Genomic DNA, 16,754 nt, shown 5'->3' with positions numbered 1-16,754 from the left:
TGGAGCAAACTGCATTAACGGGCCTTCTTGCCCAGGTGCGAATGCCGCATGCTGTACAAGAAGTAAATGGCCACGGTCACCGCCATCCACACGCTGAACACGACAAACGTCGTATGCGGCAAATCGCGCATGATGTACAGGCAAGCCAGTATGCTCAGGCCAGGAATCACATACGGTCCGAACGGCACGCTGAAGCCTTCGATGCGGTTGGCGCCCTGCTTGTGGCGCAGCACGGGCACGGCAACCGAGACCACCATGAAGGCTGTCAGGGTGCCGATGCTGACCATGTCCCACAAATAGGTCGCATCGACGGAGCCGGCCACCACGGCTACCACCAGGCAGACGATGATGGTATTGCTGACCGGCACCAGCGTGCGCGGGTGGATCTTCTGGAACGACTTCGGGATCAGGCCGTCGCGGCTGACGGCAAACAGGATGCGCGTCTGGCCGTAAATCGTCACCAGGGTCACGCTGAAGACGGAAATGACGGCGCCAGCCGACAGCACCAGCGCCGGCCAGGTCTTGCCCGTGACGTTTTGCAGGATCACCGCCAGGCCCGCTTCCTGACCTTCGAACAACTTCGCCTGTTGCGCACCGAGGGCGGCCACGGCCACCAGCAGATAAAACACGGTGACGATGAGCAGAGCGCCGAGGATGCCGCGCGGCACATTGCGCGTGGGATTTTTCACTTCGTCACCGGCCGTCGCCACCGTATCGAGGCCGATGAAGGAGAAGAACACGGTGCCGGCCGCGGCCGTCACGCCCGTCATGCCGGCAAAACCCTTGCTATTGTCAGTATTAAAGAAGGGAAAGAAATTGTCGGCATTGAATCCGGAAAACGCGATGACGACAAAAAACACCAGGATCGCCAGCTTGATGATGACCATGATGGCGTTCATCAGGGCCGATTCCTTGGCGCCGCGCAGCAGCAAAAAGCCGCACATGCAGATCAAGAAGATCGGCGGCAGGTTGATGTGGCCGGCATGAAACTCCATGCCATGTGGGCCGGAAACGATCATCGGCGTGCGCAGCATCTCGGGGATGTGCCAGCCGAAGGCATTTTCCAGGAAGTTGTTCAGGTAGGACGACCAGCCGATGGCCACGGCACTGCCCGCCAAGCCGTATTCAAGCAGCAAGCAGGCGGCCATAATGAAGGCAAGAAACTCGCCCACGGTGGCGTAGGCAAACGAATACGAAGAGCCGGAAGCGGGAATGCGGAATGACAATTCCGCATAGCACAGGGCCGTCAGGCCGGCCGTGATGGCGGCGATCAGGAAAGACAGGACGACCGATGGGCCCGCCTTGGGCACGGCTTCGACCATGGTAAAGAAAATGCCCGTGCCGATGGTGGCGCCGACGCCGATCATGGTGAGGGAAAACAGGCCGATGGACCGGCTCAAGCCACTGCTGCTGAGGCCTTCACCATATTCGACCGTGGTATCGATCGGCTTGGTGCGGCAAAGTTTCTGGACCAGGGTTTGGCTCACTAGCATTCCTTTATGAGGCATGCACTTGAACACCTGCCAAAACCTACTGCGCGTCGCGATTCGCGGCCTGCGATGCTCACTGTGCATTCGCACAGCTGCGCTTCTTAGCCACAACTCACTTCCGCTCGCTACGGTTTTGTCAGGTGTTGTTAGGAACATGACGGGTAAAAACAAGAGAAAACGGCGCCCCGGCCCTACCTGGCAAAAAACCGGAAAGATAGCGTCCATTTTCAAAACTAAGCGATTATAGGGCTTTCATCGGCTCAGCTAAACAGAACTTTGATGCAAGGAAACAACGCCAGGCGTGCGCCGGCAAACCCGCCAGCGTGCTGGCGAAGAAGAAATTGCTTTTATGAAAGAAAAAGCGCGCCGCTGCAGGGGCAGTGGCGCGCTTCTGGCTCAGCTCAACTACGCTGGTTTACTTCTTGACGTGTGGCGCATCGGCCGCCGGCCAGCCTGCCTCGTAGCCTTGCGGCACGTCATCGCGGCGCTCTTTCGGCGCCAGGCCCAGCACGTAGTACAGCACCGTCAGCAGGATCAGCCAGGCTGGTCCCACCATCAGGGCGATGCGCGTATCGGGGAAATACGCCATCAGGCCGATCACCAGCGCCAGGAACGCCAGCGAAATCCAGGAACCGTACGGCGCGAACGGCATGCGGAAGGCCAGGTTCTTGATTTCCAACGGCGTCAGGGTCTTGCGGAACTGGATCTGCGTGACCAGGATCACGCCCCAGGTCCAGACGGCGCCAAAGGTGGAAATCGACGTGACCCAGATAAACACTTTTTCCGGCACCAGATAGTTCAGCAGCACGCCCAGCAGCAGGGCAAACACGGACACCAGAATGGCGCGGCGTGGCACGCCGTTGGCCGTGGTTTCCGCAAACGCCTTTGGCGCCTGGCCTTGCAACGCCAGGTTGTACAGCATGCGGCCCGTGCTAAAGATGCCACCATTGCACGACGACAGGGCTGCCGTCAGCACGACGAAGTTGATAATGCCGGCGGCCGTCTTGATGCCCAGGCGTTCAAACGTCATCACGAAGGGGCTGCCGGTGGTGCCGATTTCATTCCATGGGTAAATCGACAGGATGACGAACAGCGCGCCGACATAGAAAATCAGGATGCGCCAGAACACGGAATTGATGGCGTCGGGAATCGATTTCTTCGGGTTTGCCGCTTCGCCAGCCGTCAGGCCGATCATTTCCACGCCCAGATAGGCAAACATCACCATCTGCAGCGACATCAGCACGCCCTGCGCGCCGTTCGGGAAGAAGCCGCCATGCGTCCACAGGTTCGAGATACCGATGGCCACGCCGTCGTTGCCGAGACCGAAGATGATCATGCCCGTGCCGCCGATGATCATCAGGATGATGGTGACTACCTTGATCAGGGCGAACCAGAACTCGAACTCGCCGTAGGCTTTCACGGCCAGCAGGTTGATCGCGCCCATGGAGCCCAGGGCCGCCAGGGCCCAGATCCAGCGCGGCACGTCAGGGAACCAGATGCCCATGTAGATGGCGACGGCGGTAATTTCCGCCACGCACGTGACCAGCCACAAGAACCAGTAGTTCCAGCCCGTCAGATAGCCTTGCAGGGGGCCCAGGTAATCCTGGGCATAGCGGCTGAAGGAGCCGGCCACCGGATTGTGCACGGCCATTTCACCCAAGGCGCGCATGATCATGAAGATGACCGCGCCACCGATGATATACGACAGCATGATGCCGGGACCGGCCATCTTGATGGCGTTGCCGGAACCCAAAAAGAGGCCCACGCCAATCGCGGCGCCCAGCGCCATCAGGCGGATCTGCCGCTCGCCCAGGCCGCGGTGCAAGCCTTGTTCACTCGTTTTCATTACGTGTCTCCGTTTTTTCTTGAATACACCGATCCCTCCACCCCAATGGCGGTTCCGCTCTTGCTGGACAGGAGGAAACGGCGAGCCGGCGGCAAGCGCCGGCATGCTCAGATGATCAGGCCAGTTCGGCGATCAGCTCGATCTCGACGCAAGCACCCAGGGGGATTTGCGCCACGCCGAAGGCGGAGCGGGCATGCTTGCCGCTGTCGCCGAAGACTTCGACGAACAGTTCCGAGGCGCCATTGGTCACCAGGTGCTGTTCCGTGAATTCGGAAGTGGAGTTGACCAGGCTCATGACCTTGACGATGCGTTTAACTTTGTTCAAGTCGCCGCCGCACGCGTCTTGCAGGGTGGCAATCAGTTCGATGGCGATACCGCGCGCAGCGATCTTGCCTTCTTCCGTGGTGACGTTCTTGCCCAGTTGACCAACCCATACCTTGCCATCCTTCTTGGCCAAGTGGCCGGACAAGAAGACCGTGTTGCCCGTGCGGGCATGCATTACGTAAGCGGCAGCTGGTGCGGCAACGACTGGCAATTCGATGTCGAGGGCCTTGAGTTTTTCGTAAAACGACATGCTATTTCTCCAAGAAAACAATATAAACGAAACCGAAATTCATCAACAGCAGGAACAGGATGATGGCGGGATGACGGCGCCCTGGCAGCGCGGCAGTGACCGACAACAGCGCCAGATTAAACGTCATCATATTGGTGAACCGGCAGTTTTAGTTCACAAATAGGCCTGGTTATTCAGTGGATTATACCGACAATCAAACAAAATTCAGCATTGGTTCATGAAGCATGCTCTACAGGCATCGAGCATGACTATTTTCACTTGATTGTCTTTTTTGCATTGTCAAGCCCTCTGGGTCAAGCATCAGGCCATCCAGAAATGCGCGGTCGTGCGATACCACAAGTAGCGCCCCCTGATATTGCAGCAGCATCTGCTCCAGCGCCTGCAGGCTGGCCAGGTCCAGATGATTGTCGGGCTCGTCGAGCAGCAGCAATTGCGGCGGTGCCTGTGCATACAGTTCGGCCGCCAGCGCCACCTTCATGCGCTCGCCCCCGCTGAGAAAACGGCTGGGCATGGTGGCGCGCTCACCGGCAATGCCCAACAGCGCCAGCCGCGTGCGCAAGGCGCCTTCCGCCAAGGTGCTATTGCGTGCCTGCAAGCGTTGCACGGCGCTCAAGTCGCCGTCTTGCAGTCCAGCATGCTGGTCCAGCCAGGCCACCTGCGCATGGCAGCGCAGCTCGCCGCTGGCCGGCGCCAGTTGCCCGGCGATCACGCGCAGCAAGGTCGACTTGCCGCTGCCATTATTTCCTGTGACGGCCAGGCGGCGCGGGCCACTCACTACCAGGTTCAAGGGCTGCGCCTGGCCATGCGGCAAGACCACGTCGCGTAATTCCAGGATCAGCTTGCCGTTCGGCACGGCGCTATCGGGCGCCAGCAGCAGCCGCTCGGCCTCGGGTGCACAGCGGGCGCTGGCGTCCATCACCCTTTGCTGGCGCACCTGCTGCGCCTCTTGCGCGCGCAGGCGCAACTTGCCCTGGCTATCCTGGCTTTTCTCCTTTTTCGCATCGAGCAAGAGCTTGCTTTGATTGCCTTCGCGTCCGTCCCGTTCGCCGCGCATCACCCTTTTCTGCTGGCGTTCTGCTTGCTGCTGCGCCTCGCGCTGTTCGCGTCTGGCGCCCGCCTTTTCCGCCTGCAGGGCAGCGGCGTAGCCTGCCTGCTCCAGCGCGCGCTGCTGCGCATACAGCTGATAATTGCCGCCATAGCTGCGCAGGCCCTGCGGCGACAACTCGGCGATTGCATCGACGTGCTGCAACAAGGCGCGGTCATGGCTGATCAGCAGCAAGCCGCCCGGCCAGCGCGCCATCTGTGCCACCAGGCGGGCGCGCTGCTGCACATCGAGATGGTTGCTCGGCTCATCGAGCACCAGCCAATCCGCCTGCGACATCCAGGCACCTTGCAAGGCAATGCGCTGGCGTTCGCCGCCGCTGAGACTAGCCGAGCAGGTATCGGCATCGACATGGCATAAATCAAGTGCATCGAGCGCCTGGCGCAAACGGGCGTGGGCATCCCAGCGCTCGCCCACCAAGGTGTAGTCGGCCTCGTCAATGCTGCCCGCAGCGATGCGCGCCAGTGCCGCCAGCAACTCTGCCATGCCGGCGAGCGCCGCCACGGTGGGATAGTGCTGCGGGTCCAGTTCCTGCGCCACATAATGCAGGCGGCCATCACAGCGCACGGCGCCGCCCGATGGCAGCTCCTGGCCCGCCAGCAGGCGCGCCAGCACACTCTTGCCCACGCCGTTATCGCCGACGAGGCCGATACGTTGCGGGGCAAAGGACAATTGCAAATCGGAAAACAGCACCCGGCCATCAGGCAAGGCATGGGAAAGACGGTCGAGTTGTAGGAATGCGGGCATGGATACTCCTGGTACGTGCAGACAGGGCTGGCGAACCCGCGCGGCGCAAGGCGTCGTGGCGGGAAGGGCGAGGCCGTGCAGAGCACGGCAGTATCAATGGCGCATGTCGAAGCGTCCTGGAGAAATGGAGAAGAAGCGCCAGTGTAGCAGAGCAGGGCCGTTAGCGTTAGCGCTGGCCCAGGGTCGTGTCGCCGAACAGGTTCTTGTACTCGCGCGGCTGCGAACGCCAGTACTGGGGCGGCGCCGACACTTGCGCGCCCAGTTGGGCCGCCGCATGCCAGGGCCAGCGCGGGTCGAACAGGATGGCGCGCGCCAGCGCCACCATGTCGGACTGGCCGTTGGCAATAATATCTTCCGCCTGCTGCGCCTCCGTGATCAAGCCCACGCTGATGGTGGGCAAACCGCTGTCGCGCTTGATGCGTTCGGCAAACGCCACCTGGTAGCCGGGTCCCACGGGAATCTGCTGCTGCGGCGAAATCCCGCCGCTGGAGACATGGATGAAATCGGCGCCCAGTTGTTTGAGTTCCTGCGCGAAACGCACGCTTTGTTCGATTTCCCAGCCGCCATCGACCCAGTCGGTGGCGGAAATGCGCACGCCCACGGCAACCGTGGCGGGCACGGCTGCGCGCACGGCTTCATAGACTTCCAGCGGAAAACGCATGCGGTTTTCCAGGCTGCCGCCATACGCATCGGTGCGGTGATTCGACAGGGGCGAGAGAAACTGGTGCAGCAAATAGCCGTGCGCCGCATGCAATTCGATGCCTTCGATACCGAGCGCATGCACGCGCTGGGCGGCCGCGACAAAGGCGCCCTTGATTTGCAGCAAACCCATCTCGTCCAGGGCGATCGGCACGGTTTCGCCGGGTGCGTGGGCGATGGCGGACGGCGCCACCGTCTGCCAGCCGCCCTCGGCCAGGTGCACGCAGGCGCCGCCCTGCCAGGGTGCGCGGCTCGACGCCTTGCGTCCCGCGTGACCCAGCTGCACCACCAATGGAATCGGTGCGTGGCGGCGGATCGCCTGCACCACCTTGTCCAGCGCCGCCTGGTTGGCGTCCGACCACAGCCCCAGGTCCTCGGCCGAGATGCGCCCCTCGGGCGAGACGGCCGTCGCTTCCGTCATCAGCAGCCCCGCGCCGGACAGGGCCAGGTGGCCCAGGTGGATCATATGCCAGTCGGTGGCGTTGCCATTCTCGGCCGAGTACTGGCACATGGGCGCGATGGCGATGCGGTTGGCCACGTGCAGCGGCCCCAGTGCATACGGCGTGAATAGCTGGCTCATGGCGGACTCCGGGAAAGGGGAAGCACCGATTCTACTGCGCTTTGGCGATCGGAGCCTTACACCTGCTTACGTTTGATACAGCGCACCGTCTAGCATTGCGGCGAGGAGACCGTTAATCTGGACACATCAATAACACCCGCAGTACCACCCCAGGAGAACACATGAACACGACGACTACCGCCAGCCGCATCCACCCCTTGATGGCCGGCGCCGCCATTTCCGTGACGGTCCTGTGCCTGGTGGGCGCGGCGTCCATCGCCGGCATCCTGCCCAATTCGCGGGCGAACGTACCTGCCGATGTGGCCGCCATGACGCCGGCGAACGCCGCTGCCCTGGCAGCGCCCGCGACTGTTCCCGTGACTGCACCGGTTGCCGCGCCTGTCGTCGCGCAAGCGGCCCCCGCTCCTGCGCCGGCACCTGTCGTGCACAAGCGCGTCGTGCACCACACGCAAGTGGCGCAAGCGCGCCCCGCCTACAATGACAACAATGATGGCTACCGCGAGACAGCCTACCGCGAACCGGTACGCCAGCCGCAGCCAGTGCCTGCGCCCGCACCGGCACAACCGAACTACGTGGGCATCGGCACGGGCGCCGTCATCGGCGGCTTGATCGGCAATCAGGTAGGTGGCGGTCGCGGCAAGGCGCTGGCGACAGTGGCCGGCGTGATCGGCGGCGGCATGCTGGGCAATGCGGTGCAGAATCAAGTTCAGCAGCCACCACAACGTTAAACCAGGTCAGTCGTACGGGCCAAGATAGTCAAGCTTGCCCACGGCCACGCCATTGTTTCTCAGGATGGCGTGGACCATGGAGACGTGGAAATAGAAATTCGGCAAGGCAAAACTGAGCAGGTAATTGTCGCCCGAGAACTTTTTCCCCTCGTCAGTCCAGTTCAGCACGACTTCCTTCTGCGCGCTGCCCGCCATCTGCCCCGCATTCACGCTGTCGATATAGGCGATAGTGCTGGCGATACGTTCTTGTAACTGCTCGAACGACGCTTCGTTATCCTCGAACTTCGGCGCCGGCACGCCGCTCAGGCGCTCGACCGACATCTTCGACGTATCGCTGGCGCGCTGCACCTGCGCCGTCAAGTCCAGCATGTCGGGCGCCAGCTGCGCGCCCAGTAAAATCTCGGGCACGATGCCATCTTCCTCCACATGGGCTTGCGCTTTTTCCAGCAGGGCCGAGACGACCCGCAAGCCGCGAATGAAGACGGGGATGGTTGCCTGATACATGGACACGGACATGGCGAACTCCTGATAGTGAACGATGAGCCAGTGTACCCGAGGCGCTGTTTTCCGGCAGCGCGCGCAATGCCACTCTTGTGCGCCAGCGCACCAAGCGGCACAGTTGCCCTTACTTGTCCAGGTTCACCTTGCCATCGGGCGCACGGTCCGGCTGTGCCACCGGTTCTGCCTGCGGCAGTGGCTGCGGTGCCGGCTTGTCCTTGCGCTTGCCGCCCAAGAACTTGACGATGGCAGCACCAGCGCCCACGACGGCCAGGATCAGTACCTTCTTGAAGGCCAGCAGCAGCGCCAGCAACTTGCCAAACAGGCCCAGCTTGCTGGCCACGCCACCGGCCACCAGCGCCGCCAGGCCATACTCGGCCACCTTGTCCGTCTTGCTGTCGAAATCCGTGTAGCGGTTACCCTCGGTAAATTCCGTGAATGCCGTCACTTGCTGCATCTCTTTCTTGATCGCCTCGATCTGCTGCATGCCGGCGATCGCGTTCAGGTTCAGCACGCCTTCGCGGCCCAGCACGCGCACGTTGTAGTTCAGCGAGTGCTCGCCGCCATCAACCATCAGATCCTTGGCCCAGTACAACTTGTGCGTATCCTTGGCATAGCTGGGTTTTTCCGCCCAGCCCATCAAATGGATGCCGGGATAGCCCTGCTTCTTGCGCTCCGCATTGTTTTCCAGCACGGACGCCTGCATATCCTTGAGCAATTCGTCGTATTTGATGCTGTCCGCATCGTCATCCTTGATATGCCCTTCCTTTTCATACGTGACAATGACACCCCAGCTATCGCGCTCGAGCACGCTGGTCTTGGCGGGCACGATCATGCCCAGCGACTCCATGCCCGGTGGGTTGCCCCAGGCATCAACCAGCACGCGCTCGGCATCGGCCGGCGACAAATAGCGGAAGTTGGCGGGCAAATCCAGGGTGGCGATACCGCCCGGCAAGGTGATCTTGCCGCGTTGCAGGTGCAACCGGGCGAGGAATTGCTCGGCCGTCATTTCCGTTGCGCCAGCCTTGTCACCGGCAGGAGCGGCAGCCGTCAGTCCGGAGAGGGTCAGGCACAGCAAGGCTGTCAGCAGGCGTTTCAACATGATCGATCCAAAAAATTGCAAAGGGTAAATATTTTAAATCAATTGATTGCCTAATGGATAATTATTTCCGTGCGGAATTTTTTTGTAAAAAAAAGCGCCAGGCGGGTTTCCCCGGCTGGCGCCTGACACAGTACGTGGCTGGAAGATCAGGACACGCGCACCACCATCAACCCGGCGCGCAAGCCTACCCGCACGTCCGGGTTCGGGAACACCACCAGCTCTTCCGCATGCTGCACCGTGTACACATGGTCGCCATCGCTGGCGATCACGGCGTGCTGCGGCAAAGACGTGAAATTCTGCGTGCTGCGATCAAAAGCCATGCGGAATTCATCGCTGTGCTTGATGATTTCCTGCGCCACCTTGAACACGTGCGGCGCGGCCTTGACGGCTTGCGCAGGCAAGCCGCGCAGCAGGCCGTCCAGCGCCCGCGACACGTCATCGAACAGGGACAAATCGTTCTGCCCCAGGGTGCCCACGCGGCCCAGCTCCACCGTGCTGGCGGCCGCGCCGAAATGCTCGGCCGAATAATAACTATACGTGCCGGCCGACTGCGGGTTCATGATGATGGCGCCGATGGCCGCCTGGCCCAGCCAGGCTATCAGCTGTGCCTTGGCGTCGTCGGCCACCAGGTCCGGCACGATGGCAAACGTGGGGTACACGGAAGGCCGGATGGCCGTGTGCAAATCCAGGTGCCAGCGCACGGGGCCCGCAGCGTCAAAGAACGCTTTTGTCGCAGCGATCATTTCATCGGCGCGCGCGCTTTCCGCCGCTTGCGCCAAGCTCCCCCGCACGGGGCGGAACATGCGATTCAGGTCGGCGTCGATGAAACGCTTGCCGGCCCGGATCGCATCGACATTGCCCACGCAGACAAGCAGGTCGACGGCCAGCTTCGATGCATCGCGCGACAATGCGTCGAGCAGATGCGCCAGCACTTCGATCGGCCCCGTCTCGTCGCCATGCACGCCCACCGAGATGGCCACGCTGGCGCGGCCCGCATCGGCTTGCGGCTTGACGACTTGCAGCATGCCGGGCGCCGGCAAGGCCACCGTGAAACCCGCGTTGGCGAACAGCTGCGCCACGCCACTGAAATCGGCCTGCGCCAGCGCCTGCACGGCTGGCGGCAAGCCGCCAGCGCCCTGTCCAACTTGTAGTACTGCTTGCGTCATTACACCGCCGCTTCCGCTGTGGGTTTCTCCGTGATTTTATTCACGGCTTCCGACAAGGTCCACACGTCCAGCATGGCTTGCTCCAGTTCCGTCGCCGCCACGTAGGCCGACAGTCCCAGCGCACCCGTCACCGCATCGACGGCCTGGCCTACATTGCCTTGTCCGGCACGCGCCAGCACCTGCGTCAGCAAACGCTGTTGTGTGCGGCGCAGGGCTTGCTGCGCGTAGTTGCGCAACTGTTCCTGCGACTTGCCTTGCGCGGCCAGCTTCAGGCCACGCTCCAGCGTATCGATGCCCGCCTGGCTGCGCAGGGCCAGGCCCACTTGCAGGAAGGCGGCCAGGTCCATCGAGGCGGGACGCGGCACGGACAGGGCCGGGAACAGGAAGCCGGCCACCACTTCCAGCGCGTCGACCGCATCCCACGCCTGCACGAAGGCTGGCGTCAAGCCAGGCACCAGCGCAGCTTCCGACTTGATGCCAACGGCTTTCAGCAGTTCGCGCTTCGATTCCGCGCCAAACAGGCGGGTCAACTCGGCCAGGCCAGCGCCGCGCAATTGCTCGGCCGGCACGGACAGCACGCCGGCGATCATCGTTTGCTGCAGCACGCGCGTTTGCGCGTCGACCTTGATCGACACGGCACGCGGTACCGTCAAGGCATCGGCGTCGAGCGCGTCAAACACGGGCGCCAGGTTCAGCGCCACCCATGCCTGGCCCCAGGCCAGGATGACTGCCGATTCGTCCACGCCATGCTCCGCCGCCAGGTTGCGGATCATCAGCGGGCCGCAGCGGTTGATCACTTCATTGGCCAGCACGGTCGCCAGGATGGCGTTGGCCAGCGGGTGGTCGAGCGCCGAACGCGTTTCCACCAGCAAGGATGGGAAGTACGGTTTCAGCACCGGTTCGGCCCACGTTTCTTCCGTCAACGGCAGCGCGGACAGGATGCGCTTGAAGCGGTTCTTGACGTTGGCGATCACCACCGCCAGTTCCGGTGTGGTCAAGCCACGGTTATCGAGCTTGCGGCGCGCCAGTTCTGCTACCGATGGCAATTGCTCCAGTTCGCGCGACAGGGCACCTTCTTCTTCCAGGCTGGCGATCAGGGCTGCATAGCCATCCTGCACGGCACTCTCGCTTTGCGCCTGCAACTCGCGCACCAGCAAATGCGTCTGCTGCGTGTTGTCGCGCAGAACCAGACGCTCGACGTCGTCCGTCATCGCATACAGCTCGCGGTTGCGTTCTTCTTCCGTCAGCTTGCCCGCATTGACTTCCACATCCAGCCAGATTTTGACGTTGACTTCATGGTCCGAGCAATCCACGCCGGCCGAGTTGTCGATCGCATCGGTGAAGATGCGCCCGCCCGCCAGCGCGAACTCGATGCGGCCTGCCTGCGTCGCACCCAGGTTGCCGCCTTCGGCCACCACTTTCACGCGCAACTCATTGCCGCTGACGCGGATATGGTCATTCGCGCGGTCCTTCACCTGTGCGTGCGTTTCCGTCGAGGCCTTGATGTAGGTGCCGATACCGCCGTTGTAGAACAGGTCCACGGGCGACTTCAGGATGCGGTGCATCAGTTCTTCCGGCGGCAGCGAGGTTTCTGCGATATCGAGCGCGGCGCGGATTTGCGGCGACAGCTCAATCGTACGGGCGGAGCGCGGATACACGCCGCCGCCTGCCGAGATCAGTTCCTTGTTGTAGTCGTCCCACGAGGAACGCGGCAAGGCGAACAGGCGCGCGCGTTCGTCGAACGAGACGGCGACGTCCGGTGTCGGGTCGAGGAAGATGTGGCGGTGGTCAAATGCGGCCACCAGTTTCAACTGGCGCGACAGCAATACGCCGTTGCCGAACACGTCGCCCGACATGTCGCCCACGCCGACCATGGTGATCGGCGTGGTGTTCAGGTCGTGGTCCATTTCATAGAAGTGGCGCTTCACGGCTTCGAATGCGCCCTTGGCGGTGATGCCCAGTTTCTTGTGGTCGTAGCCGTTCGAGCCGCCCGAAGCGAATGCGTCGCCCAGCCAGAAGCCGCGCTGCACGGCGATGCCGTTGGCAATGTCGGAGAAAGTGGCCGTGCCCTTGTCGGCGGCCACCACGAGGTAGGGATCGGCTTCATCGAAGCAGACGGTGTCGACTGGCGGGACGATATTGCCCAGCGAACGGTTGTCCGTCACTTCCAGCAGGCTGGAAATGAACAGGCGGTACACGGCTTCGCCTTCGGCCGCGATGGTTTCGCGCACGGCGTCCTTCGGCATCATCTTGCAGACAAAGCCACCCTTCGCGCCGGCCGGCACGATGACAGCGTTTTTCACCATCTGGGCTTTGACCAGGCCCAGGACTTCGGTGCGGTAATCTTCCATACGGTCGGACCAGCGCAAGCCGCCACGGGCGACAGGGCCGCCGCGCAGGTGCACGCCTTCGAAGCGGCGCGAGAAGACAAAAATCTCGCGGTAAGGACGCGGTTCCGGCACCAGCGCCAGGCTGCTGGTATCGAACTTGAAGATGATCTTGTCACCGGCTTGATTGTTCTGGAAGTAGCTGGTACGCAGGGTGGCGGCCATCAGGTCGGCCAGCGCGCCGAGAATTTCCTCGGTGTCGGCGTGATTCACGGATGGCAGGCCGGCCTTGATGGTGGCAATCGCCTCCAGGGCGGCCGCGTGCTGCGCGTCGGACAGCGAGGGATCGAAGCGCTGCAGGAAGGCGTCGACCAGGGCTTTCACATGGGCCGGCTGCTTGCGCAGGCTTTCGGCAATGTAGCGCACCGAGAAGCGGCTGCCCGTCTGGCGCCAGTAGCTGGTGTAGGCGCGCACCAGCTGCACTTCGCGCGTCGACAGGCCGCCTTCGATGACCAGGCCATTCAGGCGGCCATCTTCGGCCGTGTCGTTGAACAGAGCTGCAAACAGTTCCTGCGCCACGGCGACAATTTCCGGCTGCGCCAGTTTCGCCGCACTGGCGGCATCGACCGTCAGGCTGGTGACGAAATAGCGCGTGCCGTCCAGTGGCGAAATCGAAAAGGCTTGCTCGCGGTCGATCGCCACGCCCGCGTTATGCAGCGCCGGCAGGATGGCCGACAGCGGCGGCACCTTGTTGGCCGAATGCAGGCGGATGGTGGTAACGGCCCCCGTCTCGATGCGCACGGCCACATGCGATGGATCGGTGTTGCGCAAGATGGTGTCGAGGTCGCGGAAGGCGACGGCCGGTGCGGTGGCGGCAACGTAGTCGAGCGGCAGGGTGGCGCAGAGTTTGCGCAGGCTGGTGCGCAGGGCTACGTCGGGCACGGCGTCGGCCACGGCGGCAAAGCCGTTATGCCAGCCATCGAGCACGCCAAGGAGGGGCTGCTCAATATCCGTTTCCAGGTCCAGCGGGTATCGGGCGGCGTGCGCGATCAGGTAGACGCGTGCCAGGGGACCGTCGGCCACCAGGGTTTGCGTGCTCACATGCGTGGCGCCGGAACTGGCTTGCAGCGCCTTTGCCAGGCTCGATGCCACGCTGGCGCTGTAACGCTCGCGCGGAAGGTAGACCAGCACGTTCAGGTGACGCGCATACACGTCGCGGCGCGCGAAGACCTTGGTGCGCGGCTGCTTGTACAGCGAGACGACGGCGCCGCATACCTGCGCCAGCCAGTCGAGGTCCGCTTCCAGCGCTTCGGTGCGCGGCAGCGATTCGAGGATTTCGCGGAATTTCTCGGCGCGGAAGCCTTGCTGGCGCACACCGGCCAGGCTCAGTACCTTGGCCACGCGGCCGCGCGCAAATGGCAGCGCTGCCAGCGGAGTGGAGTTGCCGGCACGGGTAAACAGGCCGACAAAGCAATGCTCGCCCAGGATCGCGCCTTGCGCATCCATGTCGCGCACGCCGATGAAGTCCAGCTGCTGGTCGCGGTGCAAGGTGCCTGCCACATCGGCCTTGACGATGGACAGCGCCGATTCGCGCTTGGCCAGGGTGTCGAAGTCACCCGGGATATTCGCCAGGCAGGTGCCGTAGACTGGGTGGGCCGTATCCTGCAACACGCCCACGCGGCTTGGAATATCGCGTTCCAGTTCGCGCACGCCCGGCTTGACGCGGTAATAGGCGTAGCCGAACACTTCAAAGCCGCCGCCGCGGGCCCATTCCAGGAAGGCGGCGACTTCCGCGCCTTCTTCGCCATGCTGGGCGGCAGTCGTGGCGACGGCGGCCAGGCGCTCGCCCATCGCGGCGCTGTCGCGGCGCACGACAAAGGCGTCACGCGCAACCATCTCCAGGGCGGCGACCAGCGCGGCCAGGGCTTCCGGCGCCAGCTCTTCGTCGAGCAGCACCAGCACATACGATTCGAGCGGGTCGCCCGGTTGGCGCACCGCTTCCACGCTGCCGTCAGCGGCGCGGCGCACGGGCAGCACGGTGTTCATCACGCCCCGCACGGCCAGGTGCTGGCGGCGCATGGCCATGACGATGGAGTCGACCAGGTAAGGCATGTCTTCGTTCAGGATCAGCAAGGCGCTCGCCATGCCACCACGGCCATCCGCATAACGCAGGGTGGCAATCTGGCAGCCGCTGCCGGTACGCATGGCCGCTTGCGTAAAGCCGTCGACCAGCACGGGCGCCAGGCTGTCGGGCGCGATATCGGCCAGGTCTTCGGCGTCGAGGGAGTCCAGCCATGCCTGCACCAGTTGTACGACAGGCGCTGCCGCCTTGTTCGCACTGCCAGCCGCGTTAATCAGCTCCAGCGTTTGTGTGCGCAAATCTTGTGGCGTGTGATTCATCTTGCATCTCCATTACGGTAATGTGAATGTCCAACGCTGTCGTTCGGGCTTGTGGCTGGGCGGCAGCGGTGTCAAGAGACGGGGGTCGCCCGTCCAATTCTGTATTGCGGATAGTCTGTCTCGGATTTTCTGTGTATTTTTCTATCGCCTACAAGTCGTACAATCCAGGTAAGTTGAGGATGATCGTCAATTCTTCAAGCGCCGCATGCACTTCCAGCGCCAGCTGCGGGTCGGCCAGGTCGCCCGGCTCCAGATGATCGCGGTAGTGTTTTTCCACCCACTGTACCAGCCGATGGTACAACGCTTCCGTCATGATCACGCCCTGGTGCATGGCGCGCGCTTCGGTTTCCGTCAGGGCCACGCGCAAACGCAGGCAGGCTGGCCCGCCGCCGTTGCGCATGCTCTGGCGCAGGTCGAAATGAATCAGTTCATCGATGGGCCCACCGCTGACCACCAGGCCTTCCAGGTAGCGCGATACGGCGCGGTTTTCCTGGCATTCCTGCGGTATCACCAGCGCCATCTGGCCGCCCTCTTTCGTCAGCAACTGGCTGTTGAACAGATAGCTGCTGACGGCGTCCGTAATTGGCACCTGGCCCGTGTCCACGCGCAGCGCCTGCAAGTCGGCATCCGTGGCGGAGACGGCGCGGTGCAGCTGCGACAGGCTCTCCTCTTCATCGGCAAACGCCTGCTCATGATAGAACAGCACATTGCCATTGCCGACGGCAATGACGTCGTTATGGAACACGCCCTGGTCGATCACTTCCGGATTCTGCTGCACGTACACGGTGCGCCTGGTGTCCAGGCCATGCAGGCGCGCCACGGCTTGCGACGCTTCCAGGGTCTGGCGCGCCGGGTAGCGCTTCGGCGACGGCGCGGAAGGATCGAACTCCACCCGACCATACACGAACAACTCAACCGATGGCGCGCCGTGGCTCGCGCCGAGACGCGTGTGATTGGCCGCGCCCTCGTCGCCAAAGGCGGGCGTCGATGGCAGCGCGTCATGCACGGCGAAGTGCCTGTCATCGCTGAAGATGGCGCGCAGGCTGCGCGCCGACTGCGCATGCTCGAAGGCCCGGTGCAGCTTATTATTCAGGTTGGCGGCCGTGAAATGCACGCGGCCGTCCTGCGTGTCCGCCGAAGGGCTGACCGTGGCGGCGTTCGCCGTCCACATGGGCGAGGCAGAATACGCGCACGCCAGGATCACGGGCGACTCCTTGTAGGCACGCGCCAGCACTTCGGCGTCCGTCCCGGTGAAACCGATAGCGCGCAGCAGGCGGAAATTCGGACGGTCCTGCGGCGGCAGCAAGGCTTGCGCAAAGCCGCGCGCGGCCAGCGCACGCATCTTGGCCAGGCCCTGCAAGGCGGCCTGCTTCGGATTCGAAGCGCTTTTCACATTGCTGAACGAGGCCACGTTGCCGAACGACAGTCCGGCATAGTTATGCGATGGGCCAACCAGGCCGTCAAAATTGTATTCGCGCGTGCTGTGCATGGGGTT

General features: G+C 62.9%; 12 protein-coding genes. 2 read left to right on the top strand and 10 right to left on the bottom strand.

Going from position 1 to position 16,754, the window contains the following annotated elements:
- Positions 1–14: 14 nt before the first annotated feature.
- The 3 genes from C8C89_RS06155 to C8C89_RS06145 form a co-directional block, all read right to left on the bottom strand.
- On the bottom strand, positions 15–1,487 hold the full coding sequence (locus C8C89_RS06155; protein ID WP_133989141.1) for an amino acid permease: 1,473 nt from the start codon (positions 1,485–1,487) through the stop codon (positions 15–17).
- Between the two features lie 418 nt (positions 1,488–1,905).
- Positions 1,906–3,336 carry an amino acid permease gene (locus C8C89_RS06150; protein ID WP_101483060.1) on the bottom strand — a complete coding sequence of 477 codons (1,431 nt, stop codon included), beginning with the start codon at positions 3,334–3,336 and terminating at the stop codon, positions 1,906–1,908.
- A gap of 115 nt (positions 3,337–3,451) precedes the next feature.
- A complete protein-coding gene (locus C8C89_RS06145; RefSeq protein WP_101483061.1) occupies positions 3,452–3,910 on the bottom strand; it encodes a RidA family protein in 459 nt (152 codons plus the stop codon).
- Between C8C89_RS06145 and C8C89_RS26910 the strand changes: the two genes are divergently transcribed.
- Positions 3,909–4,073: a hypothetical protein gene (locus C8C89_RS26910; protein ID WP_166674679.1), complete on the top strand. Its 165-nt coding sequence runs from the start codon at positions 3,909–3,911 to the stop codon at positions 4,071–4,073. The two genes, C8C89_RS06145 and C8C89_RS26910, sit on opposite strands and share 2 nt — an antisense overlap.
- A gap of 66 nt (positions 4,074–4,139) precedes the next feature.
- Here the strand turns inward: C8C89_RS26910 and C8C89_RS06140 are convergent, their stop codons facing one another.
- Both C8C89_RS06140 and C8C89_RS06135 read right to left on the bottom strand, forming a co-directional pair.
- Positions 4,140–5,759 carry an ATP-binding cassette domain-containing protein gene (locus C8C89_RS06140; RefSeq protein ID WP_133989140.1) on the bottom strand — a complete coding sequence of 540 codons (1,620 nt, stop codon included), beginning with the start codon at positions 5,757–5,759 and terminating at the stop codon, positions 4,140–4,142.
- Between the two features lie 166 nt (positions 5,760–5,925).
- Positions 5,926–7,038, bottom strand: coding sequence for an NADH:flavin oxidoreductase/NADH oxidase (locus C8C89_RS06135; RefSeq protein WP_133989139.1), 1,113 nt, complete (start codon positions 7,036–7,038; stop codon positions 5,926–5,928).
- A gap of 161 nt (positions 7,039–7,199) precedes the next feature.
- Here C8C89_RS06135 and C8C89_RS06130 point away from each other — a divergent pair, with 161 nt between their 5' ends.
- Positions 7,200–7,766, top strand: a complete 567-nt coding sequence (locus tag C8C89_RS06130; protein WP_101483064.1) for a glycine zipper 2TM domain-containing protein — start codon at positions 7,200–7,202, stop codon at positions 7,764–7,766.
- Positions 7,767–7,772: 6 nt separating this feature from the next.
- On the opposite strand, the gene C8C89_RS06125 is transcribed toward C8C89_RS06130, so the two are convergent.
- From C8C89_RS06125 to astB, 5 genes are all read right to left on the bottom strand, one after another.
- Positions 7,773–8,282, bottom strand: a complete 510-nt coding sequence (locus C8C89_RS06125; RefSeq protein WP_166674678.1) for a DUF1993 domain-containing protein — start codon at positions 8,280–8,282, stop codon at positions 7,773–7,775.
- 109 nt (positions 8,283–8,391) lie between these two features.
- The gene (locus tag C8C89_RS06120; RefSeq protein WP_133989138.1) at positions 8,392–9,366 is read right to left on the bottom strand and encodes a DUF2167 domain-containing protein; all 975 of its coding nucleotides are present in this window, start codon (positions 9,364–9,366) and stop codon (positions 8,392–8,394) included.
- A gap of 146 nt (positions 9,367–9,512) precedes the next feature.
- Positions 9,513–10,532 carry a succinylglutamate desuccinylase gene (locus tag C8C89_RS06115; RefSeq protein ID WP_101483065.1) on the bottom strand — a complete coding sequence of 340 codons (1,020 nt, stop codon included), beginning with the start codon at positions 10,530–10,532 and terminating at the stop codon, positions 9,513–9,515.
- Entirely contained in the window at positions 10,532–15,259 is a 4,728-nt protein-coding gene (locus C8C89_RS06110; RefSeq protein ID WP_133989137.1) for an NAD-glutamate dehydrogenase domain-containing protein, read from the bottom strand. The genes C8C89_RS06115 and C8C89_RS06110 overlap by 1 nt, the downstream gene beginning before the upstream one ends.
- Positions 15,260–15,407: 148 nt before the next feature.
- The gene (gene astB, locus C8C89_RS06105; protein WP_133989136.1) at positions 15,408–16,748 is read right to left on the bottom strand and encodes an N-succinylarginine dihydrolase; all 1,341 of its coding nucleotides are present in this window, start codon (positions 16,746–16,748) and stop codon (positions 15,408–15,410) included.
- Positions 16,749–16,754 lie beyond the last annotated feature (6 nt).

This window comes from Janthinobacterium sp. 75, assembly GCF_004365495.1.
Taxonomy (GTDB): Bacteria; Pseudomonadota; Gammaproteobacteria; order Burkholderiales; family Burkholderiaceae_D; genus Janthinobacterium.
This window is presented reverse-complemented; position numbering and strand designations above follow the sequence as displayed.

What these genes read in the sequence shown, in the direction of transcription:
- C8C89_RS06150 (WP_101483060.1), bottom strand. Translation starts at nt 3,336, where the DNA reads ATGAAAACGAGTGAACAAGGCTTGCACCGCGGCCTGGGCGAGCGGCAG.
- C8C89_RS26910 (WP_166674679.1), top strand. Translation starts at nt 3,909, where the DNA reads ATGCTATTTCTCCAAGAAAACAATATAAACGAAACCGAAATTCATCAA.
- C8C89_RS06145 (WP_101483061.1), bottom strand. Translation starts at nt 3,910, where the DNA reads ATGTCGTTTTACGAAAAACTCAAGGCCCTCGACATCGAATTGCCAGTC.
- C8C89_RS06140 (WP_133989140.1), bottom strand. Translation starts at nt 5,759, where the DNA reads ATGCCCGCATTCCTACAACTCGACCGTCTTTCCCATGCCTTGCCTGAT.
- C8C89_RS06135 (WP_133989139.1), bottom strand. Translation starts at nt 7,038, where the DNA reads ATGAGCCAGCTATTCACGCCGTATGCACTGGGGCCGCTGCACGTGGCC.
- C8C89_RS06130 (WP_101483064.1), top strand. Translation starts at nt 7,200, where the DNA reads ATGAACACGACGACTACCGCCAGCCGCATCCACCCCTTGATGGCCGGC.
- C8C89_RS06125 (WP_166674678.1), bottom strand. Translation starts at nt 8,282, where the DNA reads ATGTCCGTGTCCATGTATCAGGCAACCATCCCCGTCTTCATTCGCGGC.
- C8C89_RS06120 (WP_133989138.1), bottom strand. Translation starts at nt 9,366, where the DNA reads ATGTTGAAACGCCTGCTGACAGCCTTGCTGTGCCTGACCCTCTCCGGA.
- C8C89_RS06115 (WP_101483065.1), bottom strand. Translation starts at nt 10,532, where the DNA reads ATGACGCAAGCAGTACTACAAGTTGGACAGGGCGCTGGCGGCTTGCCG.
- C8C89_RS06110 (WP_133989137.1), bottom strand. Translation starts at nt 15,259, where the DNA reads ATGAATCACACGCCACAAGATTTGCGCACACAAACGCTGGAGCTGATT.
- astB (WP_133989136.1), bottom strand. Translation starts at nt 16,748, where the DNA reads ATGCACAGCACGCGCGAATACAATTTTGACGGCCTGGTTGGCCCATCG.